We start from the raw sequence: 19,444 nt of genomic DNA, 5'->3' as shown, positions 1-19,444 counted from the left end.
TTCAAACTGCTACCTTTAACGTCTCCTCTATCCTGGTTGTATTTAATTCTTTACTCATGCGTGGATTGCTTCGAACCGTTATTCTTCCGCTTACGCTCTACTGCCTTATGATTCTTCCCGTACCGGCTCAAATCCGTTTAACGGGTTACCAGCAGGCCCACATCAATCCCGAATTATTCCAGCGAGCCTGGGCGGCCCGCTGGATTTCGGTACCCAATGCCTCCGACAACGCCTACGGCGTGTATCATTTCCGAGAAAAGCTTTGAACTGACGGCCCGTCCTGAACACTTCTACGTACACGTTTCCGCGGATAATCGCTATAAGCTTTTTGTGAATGGGAAGCTCGTAAGTCTGGGACCAGCCCGCAGCGATCCGTATAACTGGAATTTTGAAACCGTCGATCTGGGTCCTCATTTGAAAAAAGGGAAGAATGTACTCGCCGCCATAGTTTGGAATTTTGCCGAGTACAAACCCGTAGCTCAAATGAGTTTTAATCGGACTGAGTTTTTGCTACAGGGTGATACGGAGGCTGAACAACTGGTCAACACCGATACCAGCTGGCGGTGCCTGCGTAATCCGGCCTATACGCCCTGGCAAAAACCCGTTTACGGCTATTACGTGGCCGGTCCGGGCGATAACCTGAATGCCCAGCCCTACCCCTGGGGCTGGCAGCAACCCTCCTTTAACGACCAGGCCTGGGTACCCGCCCGACAGGGTATGCCGGCGGCGACCAAGGGCCACCGCGACTATCCAAACCGCCTGCTGGTACCGAGTCCGATTCCACCCATGGAAATGGCTACTGAACGGCTGGCCCGCATCCGGCTTTCCGAAGGAATGGAGAAACCTGCGTCCGGTTTTTTGAAAGGAACCAGGTCCCTGACCATTCCCGCTCATTCGAAGGTGCGGCTGCTACTCGACAATGAACAGCTAACGACGGGCTATCTGTCACTTCAATTCAGTCGCGGGAAAAACGCGGAAATTCGAATTGGTTACAGCGAAGCCCTGTACAGTGATTCCCTGACGCACGCCAAAGGCCATCGCGATCAGATGGAAGGAAAGTTTTTTGTTGGATACGAAGATCGGATTCAGGCTGACGGCGGTTCAAATCGTGACTTTACCTCACTGTGGTGGCGAACGTATCGTTACCTCAATTTGCTCGTTACGACGGCCGACGAACCGCTCGTACTAGAAGATTTATTTGGAACGTCTTCGCGGTATCCTTTAAAACAGGAGACGACTTTTTCGGTACCGGAGCGTAAAGATTTGCAGCAAATGCTCGACATCGGCTGGCGTACGGCCCGACTATGTGCCAACGAAACGTACATGGATTGTCCGTACTACGAACAGTTGCAGTATTTCGGCGATACCCGCATTCAGGCTTTGATTACCCTCTACAACACCCGCGACCCCTGGCTGGTGAAAAATGCCCTGGAGCAGGGACGGCAATCGATGGTAGCCGATGGACTGACCATGAGCCGCTATCCTTCCAATCTACATCAGTTTATTTCTTCCTTTTCGCTGCTCTGGATTGGCATGGGTTATGATTACTACCGCTACCGGGACGATGCGAATTATCTGAAAACGCTGCTTCCCGCCCACCGGCAGATTTTATCCTGGTACGAACAATGGCTCAAGCCCGATTACAGTTTAGGCTACGTTCCGAACTGGTTTTTTGCCGACTGGGCAGACAGCTTCGATTACGGCGAACCGCCCCGTGAAAAAGACGGCGACTCGGCTTTTCAGGATTTGCTGTATCTGATGTCCCTGCAAATGGCCGCTGAACTCGAACAAAACCTGGGCCTGCCCGCTTTGGCACAGCATTACCAAACGCTACAAACGAACCTGAAGAAAGCCATTTATCAGCATTACTGGAACCCGGAAAAAGGGCTACTGGCCGATACGAAAACACAGCGTTCGTACTCCCAGCACGTCAATGCCTTGGCGGTACTCGCGGACGTAGTCGAAGCAGATCAGGCGAAACAGGTGATGCAAACGGTACTTTCGGATCGTAGTCTGACGCAAACCACCATTTACTTTCGCTACTACGTGAATCAGGCCCTGAGTAAAGCCGGACTAGGCGATCTTCTGCTGAATCATCTGCAACTCTGGCAGGATCAGATGGGACTGGGCCTGACGACCTGGGCCGAAATGCCCGAACCGTCCCGGTCGGACTGCCACGCCTGGGGTTCGAGTCCGAATATTGAGTTTTACCGCATCGTACTCGGCATTGATTCCGAGGCGGCTGGTTTTAAGAAAATCCGGATTGCTCCGGCCCTGGGTACCCTGAAAGAAGCTTCAGGGAGTATACCGCACCCCGCAGGGACGATCAAAACCCAGTATACCTTGAACGCACAAGGCAAGCTAACCGCCCGCATCACCTTACCTCCGGCGACGAGCGGAACGTTCCATTGGAAAGGCAAAGTCTATCCCCTTCAGGAAGGATCTCAGGTACTGGCCTTGTAAGGTATGTATACAAAAAAGCCCCCGCTTACAAAGCTGATTTGTAAGCGGGGGCTTTTTGTCTAAAGGTAGTTTATTCTTTTAATCCTTTCAGGTACGCAATGCTTTGGGGCACCTGCTGAGCAATACTGGGACTTTCATCTTCAATGAAGTAATGCCGAATGCCCAGTCGTTTGGCTTCTCTAATAACGCCGGGAATGTCGATCTGGCCCGTTCCTAAGGCTACGTCGTTTTCCAGCGGAGTTGATCCCGTAAAGTCTCCTTTTACTCCTTTCTTAAGGTCTTTCAGGTGAATCAACTGAAACCGTTTGCCGTATTTTTTGAGCAAAGCCACGGGGTCGGCCCCGCCGTGTTGAGCCCAAAGCACATCCAGCTCAAAGGAAACATCCGCCGGATTGGTGTTTTTGACGATGTAGTCAAACAAAGTTCCTTGTTCATAAGGACTAAACTCGTAACCGTGATTGTGGTAACAGAAGGTCAGACCCGCGGCTTTTAGTGCTTTTCCCGCTTTGTTAAAATCGTCAACGGCTTTTTTCGCATGATCGATGGTAAATGCTCCCTGATGCGGGATCCAGGCAACCATGACGTACCGGGAGCCCAGGCTTTTGCCTGTTTGATAACGCTCTGAGGGTCACTGACCAGCTCCTCGTACGAAGCTCCCGTAGCGGGTATGGTAAGCTTCCGCTTCTGAAGCATCTGCTTGTACGCTTCCGGAGTCAGGCCTTTCGGCGTATTCCCCTCGATTTCCGTAATGCCCAGCGAGGCAATCAGATCCAATGTTTTCTCCACGTCTTTCGCAAACTCATTGCGATAGGTATACGCCTGAACGCCAATGGGAAAGGTGTATAAAGGTTTGTTACTTTGGGCAAAGGTGACCTCCAGCCCCAGCAGAGCTACCAAAAGCGTGCGGACAAGGAATGCTTTCATACAAAGGTTTAGATACGTTTTGTATTCAAAGATACACTCCTTGTGGATCGAGTGGTTTTCGTTTGGGTAGGAAAGTTCGTTGCTGGTTTGTCTGCTCCGGGAGTAATCCTTTTGTATCTAGGAACTGTCGCAAAGCTTTGCCTTGTAGAACGTATTGACAAGCGTCACAGACGCTCGTCAAACCACAATAAAAAAGCTCCCTACCCCTCAATAGCCCCTATATACAAAAGGACTGCTTTAGAAGCAGTCCTTTCAAAAGTGAAGTATCGCAGTAATTACTGAATACTAATCAACCGGGGAGCTTTCTGTTTTACCTCTTCCCGTTTCGGAATCGTCAGATGCAGCAGTCCATTTTCGTAGCGGGCCTGGATGCCTTCTTCATTGACCACATCTTTCGGCAGTACAAAGGTCCGCTCGAAAGACTGGTAGCTAAACTCCCGGCGGGAGTAGTGTTCTTCTTTTTTGTCTTCCGTTACCGATTGCTTTTGAGAGGAAATCTTCAGCGTATTTCCGTCAAGCTGGATGTGAAAATCTTCTTTTCTCATCCCCGGGGAAGCCATTTCGACTTCAAACGCATCGGCCGTTTCGCGAATATTCACCGCCGGAACGGTCGTACCCGTCGATGAAAAATGCGACTGATTCCAGTTAAAAAGATCGCGACCTAGAAAATCATCAAAAAAGCTGGGGAAGCTGGGAAACAGCTCATCCTTTTTTCTCATGAGTGACATAGTTACCTCCTTTTTAAAAGTTGATCAAACGAATGCGATGAAGACGTTTCTTCATCACTTCCGCTCTTTTAAACGGGCGTGCCAAAATTCTTTCTCTTACCTTTTGTCAGCGAAAACTGTCAAATTTTCATTAGATAATCTTTCCTTTTGACAGTTAACGGAGTCGCTAATCTTACTACTATCTCAACCCTTGCGGACGAATCCCAGGGTTTATCCTACTGAAAGGCAAGCAAAGCAACGTATCTTCGTCCCCGAAAAGGTTCTGCTTAACCGCGGATGAATAGGGAATCGTGCGGACCGCCGATGCGGTTTAAATCACGAGCTGTCGTGCAACTGTATGTTTTAGAAGGTTTTGAGTTGTGAATTTGGGGTTTTGAGTACCTGCCCTTGCACCACACTAAACTCAAAACTCTACACACTTTCCAACAATCATGCCACTGTACCTCGCGTATGGGAAGGCATTGGAAAGGAAACGAGCCAGGAGACCTGCCTTTTTGTATCGGTTACACGCTTTCACGGACTAAGGCGGAAATCAGAAGTAGGTTTGCTGGAGGGGTGTACACGTCTCCGATTCTTCTTTTTTGTCTTTTTCAGGAAGGCCAGCTTATTCTTTCATGGCCAGTCATTTTCTCATTGCGGCTCCGCACAGTGGTTCGGGCAAGACGACGCTTACGCTGGGTCTGTTGCGGGCTTTGCGACACCGGGGATTAACGGTTCAGCCCTTCAAGTGCGGGCCGGATTACATTGATAGTCAGCACCATCGCACGGCCGCCGGACGAGCCAGTATCAATCTGGATCTGTTTATGGCCTCCCCCGAACACCTGAAAACGCTGTATCAAACGTACTGTTCCGGGGTAGATGTGGCCGTTACCGAAGGCGTGATGGGCCTGTTCGACGGAGCCGACCGCATGCAGGCGAGTACGGCCTCGCTGGCCGAATGCCTGGGTATACCCATCATCCTGGTGGTACAGGCCAAGGCAATGGCGTACTCGGCAGCACCACTCCTGTACGGCTTCAGGCATTTTTACGCGGGCATACAAATCGCCGGCGTCCTTTTCAATGGTGTACAGACGGCCTCGCATTTCCGTTTTCTGGAAGAAGCCTGTCAGGATGTAGGGTTGCCCTGTGTGGGCTATTTCCCTACCCATCCCGATTTTACCATTCCATCGCGGCACCTCGGGTTACGTACGTCTTCAGAGATCGACTACGAGCGAATCATCGAAGCCATCGCTCAAAAGATTCCGCAGAGCATTGACCTGGATCGGCTCTTAGCCCTTACTAAAACCAATGAAGAGGGTCCCCTAGCTCAAGCCTTGTCCCATCGTACGGCCTGTAAGGTGACTATCGCCCGGGATGAAGCGTTTTCATTTCAGTATCACCAAAATCTAGCGGTGCTGGAAGCCCTGGCGGAAGTACAGTACGTAAGTCCGCTACGGGATAGCGAGCTGCCCGAAACGGATCTCTTGTACCTGCCCGGTGGCTATCCTGAATTGCACGCTCAGGCCCTGAGTGCCAATACGTCCTTTCGGGAAAGCGTGCGAGCGTATTGCCAGAACGGCGGATACGCCTACGCGGAATGTGGCGGGTTGATGTACCTGGGCCGGCAGTTAACCGATGCGGAAGGTCACAGCTATCCAATGGCGGGGGTGTTTCCCTTTTCAACGAGTCTGCAACACGCGAAGCTAACCCTGGGTTATCGACAAATTCAGTTTCAAAATACCTTACTGAAAGGTCACGAGTTTCATTATTCTACCTTACAGGAAGCGGAAGAACTATTCTCCCTGGCTCCGGTCCGCAATGCCCGGGGTCTGGAAGTCGGGACTAAAATCTACCGCGTACAAAATACCCTGGCTTCGTACGTACACTTATACTGGGGCGATGGCCCAACGTGGCTAACGGATCTGCTTCGTACGCTTTCTACTTCCCTTTCCACGCATCAACATGGCTGAAATCAAACGGCAACGGGTCATGCGACCCGACGGAAAAGCCATTAATCTGGTCCAGCGGCGGGGACATTTGTCCTACTGCTATAATGCCTGCTGCTGCGGGCGAACCGACCGCGGGTACGCCCCGGTACTGGTTGACGTCTACAAAAACGAATGGCTCCGCCGAAAAATGCGGAATCAGGTTCACCTGACCAAAGGCGGCTGCCTGGGCCCCTGCACGCTGGCGAACGTGGCTACGTTGCTTTTCGACGGGCATTCGGTCTGGTTTCATTCGGTCAATAGCGAATGGCACATCAAAGCCATTTTCGATTACATTGACCGCATGCTGGCCGCCGACTGCTTCCTGAGTCCGCCCGCCGAACTGGCCGAATTTGTCTTTCAGTATTACACCTGGAAAGGCTCGGAAACGGCCACCCTACGCGGGGAAACGCCCTCGCCCACCGATGGAATCGTGTTTCTGACGCACGCCGATACGGATTTGCTGACCCTCAGCCGGATCAGTCTACCGGACGATTTTCCCAAAGTACTGGGCCTAAGCTTACTGGCAATCAAGACCGAAGCCCACATGGCTCAGTTGCTGGAACGGGAGATTGGAGCGGCTCAGGTGATTATTCTGCGAATTCACGGACGGCCCAGTAGCGTACCGGGTTTTCATGAACTGGTGAAGCGGGCCCAGCAGAATCAGCAGCATTTGATTGTCATCAGCGGTACGGGCGAACTAAACCCCGAATTTGCGGCGGTTTCTACGGTATCTCCAGCCATTCAGCAGGATGCCTTGTCCTACGTGCAGGCGGGCGGAGCGGGGAATTTTACGTCGCTGCTGTACTACCTTTCCGATCACCTGTTGCTGACGGGGTACGGAGCCGACCTGCCCCAGACGCTGCCCGAACACGGCCTTTACCATCCCGACTTACCCGAAAATGCGGAGTTGAGCGACTGGCAAAAGCACTACGATCCCCGGCAACCGACGGTCGGAATTACCTTTTACCGTTCGCACTGGATCAGTGGGAACACGGCTTTCGTGGATGCCTTGATTCGTTCGCTGGAAGATCGTCAGATCAATGCCCTGGCAGTGTATACTTCTTCTTTGAAAGCGATTCATCCCGAAACGGGCTGCCCGCAGGCCTTTCAGTTTTTTGATCGAACGACAGGCGTGGCCATTGATACGCTGATCAATACGGTTTCCTATGCCATGACGGATGCCGATCAGCAGGGTTCGTCCGGGGCTTTACGTCAGCTCGATGTACCGATTTTACAGGCCATCACGAGTGGAATGAGTCGTGTGCCCTGGGAATTATCGAGTCGCGGCCTGACACCCCTGGATACGGCCATGAACGTCGCCATTCCCGAATTTGACGGGCGTATCATCACCGTTCCCATTTCTTTCAAGGAAAAAAACGGCGATACCACAGCGTATGAGCCTGTCCCCGACCGCATCGAGCGGGTAACCGGAATCGCTCAGCGACTGGCCCGCCTTCGGCATACGCCGAACGCTCAGAAACGGGTCGCTTTCATTTTTACCAATTCCAACGCCAAAGCTTCCCAGATTGGGAATGCCGTCGGACTCGACGCTCCGGCTTCCCTCTTGGCGATGTTACAGGCCATGCAGGATGAAGGGTATTCGCTGGAGAATCTGCCGGCCACGGGCACGGAACTGATTCACCAGCTCATTGACCGCTGTTCGTACGATGAAACGTATTTGACACCCGAGCAACTTGCACAGGCAGTAGGACGCGTATCTAATTCGCAATACACACAGTGGTTGAAGGAGTTACCTGAACCCCTCCAGCAGAAAATGCTCAAGCAATGGGGACCGCCGCCGGGCGAAACCTATGTACACGAAGGAAAAATTTCATTCGCGGGTATCGAGCTGGGAAATGCCATCGTACTGCTTCAGCCTCCCCGGGGGTATGGCATGGACCCCGATGCCATTTATCACCAGCCGGACCTGGCTCCGACGCACCATTACTACGCCGTTTACCGCTGGCTCCGGGATGTCTGGAAAGCCGATGCTCTGGTGCACGTGGGCAAGCACGGTACGCTGGAATGGCTGCCGGGCAAGGGGATGGGCTTGTCGGAAAACTGTTTTCCCGATGCGATTCTGGGTGATTTACCCCTGTTTTATCCCTTCATTATCAACGATCCCGGCGAAGGGTCGCAGGCCAAACGCCGGGGCCACGCCGTTGTTGTTGACCACCTGACGCCGCCCATGACTACCGCCGATCAGTACGGTGAACTGGCTCAGCTCACGCAACTGGTGGATGAATATTATCAGGTGGAAATGCTAGATCCGGCTAAACTCCCCCTACTCCAGCGGCAGATCTGGGAGTTGATTCAGCGGACGAATCTGGATACGGATTTGTCGGCCCTGCTGAGTCGCGACCATGGCGATCACAAACATGACTGGGACGATGAACTGACGCCCGAAGGCGTACCCGTAACGCTGACGGAGATGGCAGGCAAGGACATTGCTCACTTGATTGAAGACATTGACGGCTACCTCTGCGAACTGGGAGCGGCTCAGATTCGCAATGGCTTGCACACCCTGGGGCAAGTACCCGAAGGCGACGCTCTGGTTGATTTATTACAGGCCATGACTCGCCTGCCCAATCAGGATTTCGCCAGCTTACCGGAGACGATTGCGGGCCTGTTCAACCTTGATTTTTCACGTTTACAGGAACACAAAGGACAGAAACTGCCGCAGGTTGACCCGCATTTTCAGGAATGGGCGGGCCGTCCCCTCATTACGGCGGCGGATGCTCTGGAAGTGATCGATGAGATGAGTAATCACCTGTTTCGGGTATTGCTACAACATCGGTTCCAGCCGTCGCGACTGGATGAAGTACTCTTTGAAACCTTCCAGCTTCCTCCGGCCCAGCTGGATCAGTTGCGACCCGTATTACAGTACGTGTGCAAACAGCTGGTACCAAACCTGACCCGAACGGACGAGGAGATTTCCAACCTTTTACACGGTCTTTCGGGTGGGTATGTACCCGCCGGTCCGAGTGGGGCTCCTACCCGGGGTATGGCTCATATCCTCCCGACCGGACGCAATTTTTACGCCGTCGATCCCCGTGCCCTACCCTCACAGGCGGCCTGGGAAGTGGGTCAGCAACTGGCCCGCGAGGTACTCGAACGACATAAGCGGGAATCTGGAACTTACCCCGAAAGTGTAGGCATCAGCATCTGGGGAACGAGTGCCATGCGAACGCACGGCGATGACGTGGCCGAAATTCTGGCCCTGCTGGGCGTGCAACCCGTTTGGCAAACCGAAAGCCGGCGAATTACGGGCGTTGAAATCATTCCGCTGACGGACTTGGGAAGACCCCGAATCGACGTCACGACCCGGATCAGTGGGTTCTTCCGCGATGCCTTCCCGCATTTGATTGATTTACTGGATGAAGCCGTACAGCTGGTCATCGCCTTGGACGAACCCGAGGATCAGAATTTTGTCCGCAAGCATTACTTAAAGGATTTAAGTCAACTACAGGATTTGCCGCTGGAAGAGGCGGAGGAACGGGCGGCGTACCGCATTTTTGGAGCGGCACCAGGCAGTTACGGAGCAGGGATTTTGCCCCTGATTAACGAAAAAAACTGGCAGAATGAAGCGGATTTCGCTCAAGCTTATCTGAATTGGGGTGGATACGCCTACGGCAAACAGGCGGCGGGGTAGATGCCCGACAGGAATTTCAGCAGCGGCTTTCGGGCGTAGAAGTGGCCCTGCACAACCAGGATAACCGCGAACACGACATTTTCGATAGTGATGATTACCTGCAATTCCACGGCGGCATGATCGCAACCATTCGTAGTCTGACCGGACAACAGCCCAAGCATTACTTCGGCGACTCGCAAAACCCCGCCCGACCCGTGGTGCGGGATTTGAAGGAAGAGGCTCTGCGGGTATTCCGTTCGCGGGTGGTGAATCCGAAATGGCTGGAAAGTATGCAACGCCACGGCTACAAGGGCGGTCTGGAACTGACGGCCACGGTCGATTACCTCTTCGGGTACGACGCCACGGCCCAGGTTCTTGAAGACTGGATGTATGAAAAAGTAGCCCAAACCTACGCCCTCGACCCGCAACTCCAGGATTTCCTGCGGGAAAGCAATCCGTGGGCCTTGCAGGCTATTACCGAACGTCTGCTCGAAGCCGCCCAACGAAATTTGTGGGAGGAACCTTCGCCGGAAACGGTACAGGCCTTGCAACAACTGTATGCGTTAAGTGAGGGGGTATTGGAAGGGCGAAACGAATAAAGGTAACCGTGACGTTAAAACGTTCCATGGATTGTACCCATGGCTATTCATATTGAACCCCTTCGGGATTAGGAGTACCTGAGTCCGAAGGGGTTCCAACTGGTGCAGGTTTCTTAACCTGTACCTATACCCTGGCAGGTTCCTACCTGCCTTCATTGGGTCAATAATGGCCAGCATACGGTAGTTGGAAGCTGCCAGATAGTGGGTACAGGTTTGGAAACCTGCATCAGTCCCTCCCCCCTTCAAACAAAGATCATAACCCTGAAGGGGTTAAATTTCAATAGCCCCGTATAAAATGCGGGGAAAAATACCCCTGTGCCAATTCCTTCGCCATTCTTGGTCTTTAGCATAGCGTTATCAATAACCCATGGGTTGCACCCATGGCTATTCGTATTGAACCCCTTCGGGGTTAAGAATACCTGAACCCGAAGGGGTTGAATCTCAATAGCCCCGTATGCAATACGGGAAGAGAGATGTCCTTTTCTATTTCTCGCTCTTACAACGTCAATCGCTGTCCATTCTTCAGCAAAACCGCTTTCAACTCCCCGTACGGCAATCGTTGTGGACTGATATTCTTATCGATCGAAAGCACCGCCGCCGTCGCCGCCGATTCACCCAAAATCATGAATACTGGTTCCATCCGAATGGAGCCGTAGGCGATGTGCGAACTGGATACGCAGACGGGCACCAGCAAATTTGAACATTCCTTCTCTTTGGGTAAGATCGAGCCGTAGGCAATGGAATACGGCTGTTTGGGATGCACGCCAATGTCGCCTTCGTTTTGTACGTACCCTTCGGGCGTGACATACCGCTGGGCGTTGTGGGCATCCAGCGAGTACGAGCCCATGCCAATCGGGTTCGGTACGGTCGTTTCGCCCAGAGCATCTGCTTCCTTCATCACGTACTCGCCTAGCATCCGGCGGGCTTCGCGAACGTAAATTTGATGCGGCCAGTGATTGTTATCGGTAAACTCATCTTTCGCCAGTCCCCACTGACTCATTTCCTGACGTACGTCTTCCGGAACGCGGGGATCATTGGCCATAAAGTACAGCAAACCCTGCTGATACCGTTGATGGTCCTGAATGATCTGTCGCCGCCGCTCGTACGTGGCTTCGGGGTAATCGTAATTTTTACCGATATAGTCACTGCTGAATGGTCCGTGATTGTTAGTATCCGTTTTACGGTTGGGAATGGGATCAAACTTCTGGAACGTCTCCCGCCAGCCGCTGTCAAATACCCGGCCCAGCAACTCGTACTGGGCGGGATCGTAGCCTTCGGGTTTGGGAAAGGGTACGCGGTTATCGGGATGGTTACTCATGCACATCCGGAAGCAATACGCCTGAATTTTAGAATCCCCCTCACCCTTCTGCCCCGGCCCTTCGGCAGCAATTTCCGGTAACAAGCCACTCTTCGGATCACCGGGTACTTTGTACGGACTCACCTTCGCTTTGAAGTAATGGCCGTGTTGAAATACGTTGGGCTGCACGCCATTCCAGGTTTCACCGTACACCCGGTTGGCTTCGCGGCCCACGTGATACTTCACGCCCGCCGCCGCCATCAGGTCGCCTTCATACGTAGCATCGATGAAGCGTTTGCCCTCGTATACCTGTCCACTGAGCGTCCGAAAAGACTGGATTGCTCCGCCTTTTTTTGTAAGACCTTTGGTCGAACGGTCCAGCCACTCTTCGCGATACACCGTAATACGATGTTCCCGAATCAGATCCTCAAAAATTTGTTCGGCGGCGTGGGGTTCGAAAATCCACATGGTCCGGGCGTTGCCATCAATGGCGGGGGTCCCCTGCCCTTTGTTGCCGTAGGCTTCGCGTTTTTGCCATTTCCAGGCGGAATCCTGCTGGTAATGCTGGTAAAGTCGCTGGTAAAACTGCCGTGACAATCCACCAATCACCTCTTTATTTCCCGTATCGGTGAAACCCAGTCCACCCGAGGACAAGCCGCCCAAATGCTTGTCGGGCGAAACGACCAGTACCGTTTTGCCCATTTTCTTTACCTGTACGGCAGCCATGACGGCCGCCGACGTTCCCCCGTAAATAATCACATCGGCCCGGCGTACCGACGATTGGGCGTAGGTTAAAAGGGCGGGCGACAGGCATAAACTGGCTAAAAAAGCTCGACGCTTCAGTTGCATACTTCAACTAGTTTTAGGTTTAGAAGGAACGGATACTTATCGCTTCCGTTCCGGCACGAGTAATACGTCATCGGCAATGACGTTGCCTTTTCCACTGATTTCTACGTAGGCCGTTGTTCCGGCGGGTAAGGGGTAACTGCCCAGCGAGACCCATTCCCCGGACGTCTGACCGGCCACCTGTACCTCCGCACTACGGATCATTTGCTGCTTTTTCTGCTTTCCGTCAAAGACTTCGATACTGGCTTCGGACGAGCGGTTCTTTACTTTCGGTACGTAGGTGTAAATCGTATACGTTCCCGCTTTCGGAATCGTAGGTTTGAAGCGGACGGACTTTTCCTGATTCGTAGTATCCATCAAAAACGAAGGACCGAAACCACCGTAGGTCTGTACCATCCAGGAACCCTTACGAGTCGTCTGGGTTTCGTGGTCGCTGGTAACGAGGATGTCCGGCTGACTGCCATCGGCGTAGGGATTACTGGCTAATTGTTTCTGTAACTGCTTGATGTCTACGGCCTGAATGGGTTGTTTGGCATCAATCGCCATTCCTGCGGCCACCGCCGCCGATTGCCCGAGTACCATGAATACGGGCTCCATTCGGATCGAACCATAAGCAATGTGCGTAGCCGACAAACAAACCGGGACCAGCAAATTGGCCGCTTCTTTTTGCTGGGGAACGATGGCCCGGTACGAAACCGGATAAGGACCGAAGCCGCCTTCCTCCACGTTACCTTCATTTTTCACAAACCCGTCAATAATCAAGCGGTCGCAATTGTGCGAGTCCATGGTATAGGCGGCCATCCCTACCCCATCCGATACCACTTCCCGCCCCTGGCAGTGGTGCTGGGTCATGACCAGTTCACCCACCATGCGGCGAGCTTCCCGAATGTAGAGCTGATGGCTCCAGTTTTCATTATCCGTATACTCGTCTTTGGGATAACCCCACTGCTGCATTTCCTGCCGGACGCTCGCAGGAACCCGAGGGTCATTTCCCACGAAATACAACAGCCCTTTGGTATAGCTCACGTGGTCATTCCAGATCTTCGTCCGGGTCGCGTAATCGCCGTCCGGATAGTCCCAGTTCATTCCGATCATATCCGTCGAAAACCCGTTTCGATTGTTGATATCGGTTTTACCATTGGGCATCCGGCTCCAGATGAACATATCGTTGAGGGCTTTCCAGGACCGCTTTTCGATGATGCGTAAGAGCAATTCGTACCGTTTGGGATCGTAATCAGCGGGTTTGGTAATGGCAATCCGGTTTTCCGGCTGGTTCGTCAAACAAATGCGGAAGTTATAGGCCTGTACTTTTTTGTCCCCCGAACCAATCGGGGCCAACTGCGTAGTATTAATCCCCCAAAGCAATCCACTTTTCGGATCGCCGGGCACCACGTAGGGGTCCATTTTTTCGGGCATTTGATGGCCGTTCATCACCTGTACGCCGTTAAACGTTTCGTTGTACCGACTATTGGCCTCCCGTCCAACCACGTACGAAACGCCCGCCTTGGCCATCAGATCGCCTTCGTAGGAACAATCGATGAACATTTTAGCCTGAATCGTTCGGTTGGTCGCCGCGGAAGGCTGGTTCGTTTTTTCCAGCGTAATATGATTAATCACGTTATTCGTCTTTTTGACGCTGGCGAGTCGGTGTTCGTATAACACCGGAACGTCGCCCCGTTTACAGTACGCTTTGAATAAATTTTCGGCCACGCTGGGTTCGAAAATCCACTGTTCAAATTTTCCGTAGTGCTGACCGATGCGACGGTAAAAGTCATTCGCCAGTCCCGTAATGGCGTACTTATTCCCAATATCCGTATAGCCCAGACCGCCTGAACTCATGCCCCCCAAATGGCGACCCGGCTCGATGAGCACCACCGTTTTACCCATTTTTTTGGCCGTATACGCCGCAATGACTCCCGCGGAAGTACCCCCGTAAATACAAATGTCATAGGAAGCATTTTGGGCAAGGGCCAGTCGGCTCATCGTCAGCAGGAAGAAGGCCCATCCAATCGTTTTTTTCATCATAGCTTCAAGCAAATTCAAAGACCCGGAGCTTATCTCCGGGTCAGAAGTCTACATTAATACCCCGGATTTTGGTCTTCGGCGTTAATCGCCCCGTTGTTGTCGAGTTCAGCTTTTGGAATGGGCCACAGCACGTGACTATCTTTCATCGTCTTGCCCTTGGCTTTCTGGACGAGGGCCTTCACCTGATCGACGCCCAGTCGTTTCATATCATTCCACCGCTTGCCTTCAATCATAAATTCGTAGGCCCGTTCCTGCAATACAGCCTCCCGAAAGGCCTGAGCACTCAGTCCGGCGTAATCGACGGCAGCGTTGGCCGTGGTGATGTCCGCTCCGTAGGCCCGGCGACGCACCTGATTAACCGCCTGATAGGCCTCGGGTGTGGGACCGCCAGCGGCCTGACTCGCCGCTTCGGCGTAAATCAGTAAGACATCGGCATACCGGAACAGGGGTAAATCATTACCGCTGGCATTGGCCGCTACCGAGGCCGGATCTTTGAATTTCCGGAACTGGTAGGGTTCATTGGCGGGTAAGGTTACGATCTGACCCGTGGTTCGGTTGACGTACTGACCGTAAATATTGAACTCTTTTCGTAAATCTTTCGCATCCCAGTTGGCAATCAGCGGAAAGGTCTGACGGGCGTAGATCGTGCGGAAGCCCGGTGGGGAGTACTGGGTATTTTCCGCGTGGATGTACAGCAGGTACTGAAAACCCTGACCACCCGTGGAGGAATACTTCAGCGAAAAAATGTCCTCCGAACTCGTCGTGGCCGTCGCTCCGTAGATCTTCTCGAAATCAGCTACCGTCGTCACCGGCACCAGCGAGTAGGCCTTGCCGTCCATCACTTCCTTGGCTTTATCCCGGGCCTGGGTCCAGCTCTGACGCGTCAGGTACACATCGGCTAACAGCGTTTTCGCCGCCCAGCTCGTGGCCCGTCCCGCCACGGCGGGCGTAGCTGGCAGGTCGGTTTCGGCAGCGGCCAGATCCTCCAGAATGAGTTTATATACCTCATCAACCGACGAACGGGGTACGTCATTAGAAGCCGTAGTTGAGGTACGAATCGGTACCCCACCCCAGTTCCGAACCAGATCGTAATACACCAATGCCCGCAGGAACCGGGCTTCGGCGAGCAGACCTTTTTTCTCGGTTTCATCCATGGCAATGGCGGGAATGCGTTCCAGAGCAATGTTGGACCGAAGAATGGCCCGGTACGCCTGCGACCACACCCCTTCTACCCGACCAATGTTGGTACCATCCAGTCCCTGATACTCACTGATGAACGCATACGAGCCGCGACCATTGGCGTAGTCCGTGTTCGCTTCCTGTTCCAGCAGATAGACCATTCCGTAATACCCAACTCCCCGCAAGGCATCGTAAATGGAATAGACCGCAGAACGGGCATCCGTGGGGGTTTGGTAGAAATTTTCTTCAGTCAGGCGATCGACCGGCACTTCCTGTAAGGTCTTCTGGCAGGAACTCAGGGCTGTTAGAGCCGCTATTACGCAAAGTATTTTTTTCATAGCAGTTGGGCTTAGCATTAAAAGGCAAGGCTTACGCCGCAGGTATAGGTTTTGGCAACGGGATAACTGGTCTGATCGATACCGACCGTAATGGAGGCCGCTCCTCCCCGGCTACTCACTTCGGGATCGTACCAGGAGTACTTGGTGAAGGTCAGCAGGTTTTGCCCACTCACGTAAATCTGGGCGGATTTCAACCAGTTGACGCTCCACTTCGTCAGCGGCAGGGTGTAGGCCAGACGAATGTTTTTCAACCGTAAGAACGACCCATCCTCCACAAAGCGGTTAGATTCCCGGAACGTAGAGCCAATGCTGACTTTCGGGTTTTTCGCCGCCGGATTGGGGTTTTCCGTCGTCCAGCGATCCAGCGAGCTTCGTACCTGATTTTCGCCGAAATTGAAGGCATTCGCCTGATTTGACAGGTTGAAGTTGAAAATATCCGCTCCCTGAATGCCCTGCAAAAACACGTTCAGCGTGAAGTTTTTGTAGGAAAAATTATTGGTGAAACCGTAAATGAAATCGGGATTGGGATTGCCGATGATGGTCCGGTCCAGGTTATTGAGGGTACCGTTGCCGTCGAGATCCTTGTAGCGAATCGCTCCCGTTTCCGTCAGTCCATCTTCCACGTAGCCAAAGAAAACACCTACGGGTTCGCCCTCGCGGATCAGGTTTACCGAAACGTTCAGCGGAATATCGAGTGAATTTCCGAACACATCACTACCCCCGGCCAGTTTGATTACTTTGTTACGGTTGGCAGCAAAATTCAGGCTCGCATCCCACTTAAAATTACCCGTCAGGATGTTTCCACCCAGATCCAGCTCCACGCCCTGGTTGCGAATGGTACCCAGGTTTTGTACTTGTTCGGTATAACCCGAGGAGCTTGGCAAGGGCACGCGGGCCAACAAATCGTTGGTATTTTTGCGGTAGTAATCCACGGATAAGCGAAGGCGTTCCTGGAAAAACCCGAAGTCCAGCCCCAGGTTAGTTTGCGTCGTGGTTTCCCATTTCAAATTCGGGTTCGGTTTGGTCGCCCCCGGAGCAAAACCAGCGTACAAATCGTTGCCGTATATGACTTGCATGGACTGAAGCGTATTCAGCGTCTGGTAGGGATTAATAGCGGTACTACCCGTCTGACCCCAACTGGCCCGTAGCTTCAGATTGGAAACAAAAGTCAGGGGTTTGATGAATTCCTCTTCACTAATTCGCCAGCCCAGGGCCGCCGAGGGGAAATAGCCCCATTTGTTGGAAGCCCCAAATCGGGACGAGCCATCGGCCCGAATACTGGCCGTCAGCAGGTAGCGATCCCGGTAGGAATAGTTGGCCCGGGCGAGTCCCGAAAGCAGTTTCCAGTCTGAAATCGAAGCCGTAGGTGTAGCAATCACACTACCGGACTGGGGATTATTGTTTTCCAGTACATCGCTGGTAAAGCCACTAGCCCCAAGTCCGTTATTATTGATTAGCTCGCTCTGATACGTAAAGCCCCCCGTAAAGGATAGAGCATGAGCCTCCTGAATGGTTTTGCTGTACGTTAGAATGTTCTCATTCAGAAAGTTAGTACGCGTATAATAATTGGTACTACCCGATCCCGAAGGGGATGCCTTAAAAAGGCGAGGCGAGTAAATATCGGTACGCGAGTTCGCGTAATCGACCCCCGCCGACACGCGAAGGCTAAGTCCCGGAATGAATTCGTAAGTCAAGCCCAGGTTGGTCAGAATGCCACTCCCCGTCGTTTCGTTTTTACGTTCCAAAGCTAGAGCCACGGCATTTTCGGCGGCGTTCGGACTAAACGAATAGGGTACTACGTTCGAATAATTGCCATTGGCATCGTAGGGAGCAATCATCGGTGGGGCAGTTAACGCGGCTGATACCACCCCATTGCCCCGCGAACTGTTGTCGCTGGAGATAGCCTGCGTTCCCGTACGGCTCAGTACGCTGGTATACGTAAGCCGTAATTTATCGTTGATTTTCTGATTCAAATTGGCCCGAACCGAGTACCGCTTGTACCCCGAGCCGATCACAATTCCCTGCTGATCGAATAAGCTGGCTGAGACGGAGTACTGCGTTTTTTCGCTACCGCCGGAAAACGTAACCACGTGGTTTTGGATGGGAGCCGTCCGGAAAATGGCATCCTGCCAGTCGGTACCCTGACCAAACGAGGCGACCTGATCGGAGGTGAAATACGGTTGCAAGCCATCGTTGCGGGCCCGTTCGTTGGCGATTTCCGCAAATTCACGGGCATTGAGCAGGTCAAGTTTTTTACGTACCGTCTGAAATCCGACGTAACTATCGATGTTGACCCGGTTACTGCCGCTTTTCCCCGCCCGGGTGGTAATCAGCACCACGCCGTTGGCTCCCCGTGACCCGTAAATGGCCGTAGCCGAGGCATCTTTCAGGATTTCCATCGACTCAATATCGGCGGGGTTCAGTGTAGTCGGGCTTCCGGACAAGGCAAAACCATCCACCACATACAGCGGTTCGTTATTACCGAGCAATGAATTACCACCCCGTACCCGAATGCTGATGTTGGCTCCCGGTGCTCCCGAGTTTTGTACCACCTGCACGCCCGCCGCCCGGCCCGCCAGACCTTGTACGGCATTGACCACGGGCAGTTCATTCAACTCTTTGGAACTGACCGACGCCAGGGAGCCCGTCACGTCACTTCGTTTCTGCGTACCGTAACCAATGACTACGACTTCAGAAAGCGATTTTGTATCGGTTTCCAGTTTGACATCAATCGCACTTCGTCCGCCGATGGCCACTTCCTGCGTTACGTAACCCACATACGAGAAAACCAGCGTGGCGGCATCGTCGGGTACATTCAGGGTATACCGCCCATTGGCGTCGGTAGCCGAACCCGTCGTGGTGCCTTTCAGGACTACGCTTACACCGGTTAAGGTTTGACCCTGATTATCGGTAACAGTCCCCGTTACTGTTAATTTTGGGGCGGTCAGCAGCATCGTTTCCTGACTTTTGGAAAGCACAATGCGTCCCGACACGAGTCGATACTGGATGGCTAAAGGGCCTAGTAAGGCTTTCAGTACTTCTTCCAGTTTGGTATGCATGGCCTTGACCGATACCTGCTGATCAGACTGAATGACTTTGCGACTGTACACAAACTTGACGGAAGCCTGGTTCTCAATCTGACTTAAGGCCTGCTCCAGACTCACCTTCCCGGCGGGTAAGGTTACGGTACGCTCCAGCACATCCTGAACCGTATGAATGGGTTCAGCGTAACTAAAGAGCGGTACGGTTAGCAGTAGCGGCAGAAAAGAACGATGGAGCAACCAGCCCGCCAGAGCGTAAGGTTTGAAGTAACGTGTTTTTTTCATAGGTCTTATTCATTTTAACAGGCACAAAACGTCCCCGCACGCCTTCCGAACGAAGGTGCGTAAGGGTTTACAAGGGGTAGACTGGACTACCGAAACAAGGAATTTAGATTACATGATTAGC

The 19,444-nt window shown here is 52.8% G+C and carries 10 protein-coding genes, 1 pseudogene and 1 riboswitch; of the genes and pseudogenes, 4 read left to right on the top strand and 7 right to left on the bottom strand.

What is annotated here, in order from left to right; all coding sequences use genetic code 11:
• Positions 1 to 56: 56 nt before the first annotated feature.
• Positions 57 to 266, top strand: a complete 210-nt coding sequence (locus BWI97_RS28110) for a hypothetical protein (protein WP_199182077.1) — start codon at positions 57 to 59, stop codon at positions 264 to 266.
• Positions 217 to 2,463: an alpha-L-rhamnosidase C-terminal domain-containing protein gene (locus BWI97_RS23560; protein ID WP_199182076.1), complete on the top strand. Its 2,247-nt coding sequence runs from the start codon at positions 217 to 219 to the stop codon at positions 2,461 to 2,463. The genes BWI97_RS28110 and BWI97_RS23560 overlap by 50 nt, the downstream gene beginning before the upstream one ends.
• Positions 2,464 to 2,533: 70 nt before the next feature.
• Here the strand turns inward: BWI97_RS23560 and BWI97_RS29310 are convergent, their stop codons facing one another.
• The 3 genes from BWI97_RS29310 to BWI97_RS23550 all read right to left on the bottom strand — a co-directional run bounded on the left by BWI97_RS29310 (position 2,534) and on the right by BWI97_RS23550 (position 4,106).
• Positions 2,534 to 3,043, bottom strand: coding sequence for a sugar phosphate isomerase/epimerase family protein (locus tag BWI97_RS29310; RefSeq protein ID WP_369826650.1), 510 nt, complete (start codon positions 3,041 to 3,043; stop codon positions 2,534 to 2,536).
• The gene (locus BWI97_RS29305; RefSeq protein ID WP_369826649.1) at positions 2,953 to 3,387 is read right to left on the bottom strand and encodes a hypothetical protein; all 435 of its coding nucleotides are present in this window, start codon (positions 3,385 to 3,387) and stop codon (positions 2,953 to 2,955) included. The genes BWI97_RS29310 and BWI97_RS29305 overlap by 91 nt, the downstream gene beginning before the upstream one ends.
• Before the next feature lie 275 nt (positions 3,388 to 3,662).
• Positions 3,663 to 4,106 (bottom strand): Hsp20/alpha crystallin family protein, encoded by a 444-nt coding sequence (locus tag BWI97_RS23550; protein ID WP_233207982.1) that lies wholly within the window; start codon positions 4,104 to 4,106, stop codon positions 3,663 to 3,665.
• Positions 4,107 to 4,355: 249 nt separating this feature from the next.
• A riboswitch (cobalamin riboswitch) is annotated at positions 4,356 to 4,624 on the top strand.
• Between the two features lie 105 nt (positions 4,625 to 4,729).
• On the opposite strand from BWI97_RS23550, the gene BWI97_RS23545 reads away from it, so the two are divergent.
• Entirely contained in the window at positions 4,730 to 6,064 is a 1,335-nt protein-coding gene (locus tag BWI97_RS23545; protein ID WP_102203057.1) for a cobyrinate a,c-diamide synthase, read from the top strand.
• Positions 6,057 to 10,312 (top strand): annotated as a pseudogene (gene cobN / locus BWI97_RS23540) (cobaltochelatase subunit CobN). Before BWI97_RS23545 ends, cobN begins: the two are co-directional and overlap by 8 nt.
• Before the next feature lie 496 nt (positions 10,313 to 10,808).
• Here the strand turns inward: cobN and BWI97_RS23535 are convergent.
• Genes BWI97_RS23535 through BWI97_RS23520 form a run of 4 tightly spaced genes read right to left on the bottom strand, consistent with a single transcriptional unit; the run spans position 10,809 to position 19,323 of the window.
• Positions 10,809 to 12,458: an FAD-dependent oxidoreductase gene (locus BWI97_RS23535; protein ID WP_102203056.1), complete on the bottom strand. Its 1,650-nt coding sequence runs from the start codon at positions 12,456 to 12,458 to the stop codon at positions 10,809 to 10,811.
• Between the two features lie 36 nt (positions 12,459 to 12,494).
• A complete protein-coding gene (locus BWI97_RS23530; RefSeq protein ID WP_199182087.1) occupies positions 12,495 to 14,477 on the bottom strand; it encodes an FAD-dependent oxidoreductase in 1,983 nt (660 codons plus the stop codon).
• Between the two features lie 56 nt (positions 14,478 to 14,533).
• Complete coding sequence (locus BWI97_RS23525; protein WP_102203054.1) at positions 14,534 to 15,997, bottom strand: RagB/SusD family nutrient uptake outer membrane protein; 1,464 nt, start codon at positions 15,995 to 15,997, stop codon at positions 14,534 to 14,536.
• A gap of 17 nt (positions 15,998 to 16,014) precedes the next feature.
• Positions 16,015 to 19,323 carry a TonB-dependent receptor gene (locus tag BWI97_RS23520; protein ID WP_102203053.1) on the bottom strand — a complete coding sequence of 1,103 codons (3,309 nt, stop codon included), beginning with the start codon at positions 19,321 to 19,323 and terminating at the stop codon, positions 16,015 to 16,017.
• Positions 19,324 to 19,444 lie beyond the last annotated feature (121 nt).

Source organism: Siphonobacter sp. BAB-5405, assembly GCF_002872335.1.
Classification (GTDB): Bacteria; Bacteroidota; Bacteroidia; order Cytophagales; family Spirosomataceae; genus Siphonobacter.
This window is presented reverse-complemented; position numbering and strand designations above follow the sequence as displayed.

What these genes read in the sequence shown, in the direction of transcription:
- BWI97_RS29310 (WP_369826650.1), bottom strand. Translation starts at nt 3,043, where the DNA reads ATGGTTGCCTGGATCCCGCATCAGGGAGCATTTACCATCGATCATGCG.
- BWI97_RS23550 (WP_233207982.1), bottom strand. Translation starts at nt 4,106, where the DNA reads ATGAGAAAAAAGGATGAGCTGTTTCCCAGCTTCCCCAGCTTTTTTGAT.
- BWI97_RS23545 (WP_102203057.1), top strand. Translation starts at nt 4,730, where the DNA reads ATGGCCAGTCATTTTCTCATTGCGGCTCCGCACAGTGGTTCGGGCAAG.
- BWI97_RS23530 (WP_199182087.1), bottom strand. Translation starts at nt 14,477, where the DNA reads ATGAAAAAAACGATTGGATGGGCCTTCTTCCTGCTGACGATGAGCCGA.
- BWI97_RS29305 (WP_369826649.1), bottom strand. Translation starts at nt 3,387, where the DNA reads ATGAAAGCATTCCTTGTCCGCACGCTTTTGGTAGCTCTGCTGGGGCTG.
- BWI97_RS23525 (WP_102203054.1), bottom strand. Translation starts at nt 15,997, where the DNA reads ATGAAAAAAATACTTTGCGTAATAGCGGCTCTAACAGCCCTGAGTTCC.
- BWI97_RS23520 (WP_102203053.1), bottom strand. Translation starts at nt 19,323, where the DNA reads ATGAAAAAAACACGTTACTTCAAACCTTACGCTCTGGCGGGCTGGTTG.
- BWI97_RS23560 (WP_199182076.1), top strand. Translation starts at nt 217, where the DNA reads ATGCCTCCGACAACGCCTACGGCGTGTATCATTTCCGAGAAAAGCTTT.
- BWI97_RS23535 (WP_102203056.1), bottom strand. Translation starts at nt 12,458, where the DNA reads ATGCAACTGAAGCGTCGAGCTTTTTTAGCCAGTTTATGCCTGTCGCCC.
- BWI97_RS28110 (WP_199182077.1), top strand. Translation starts at nt 57, where the DNA reads ATGCGTGGATTGCTTCGAACCGTTATTCTTCCGCTTACGCTCTACTGC.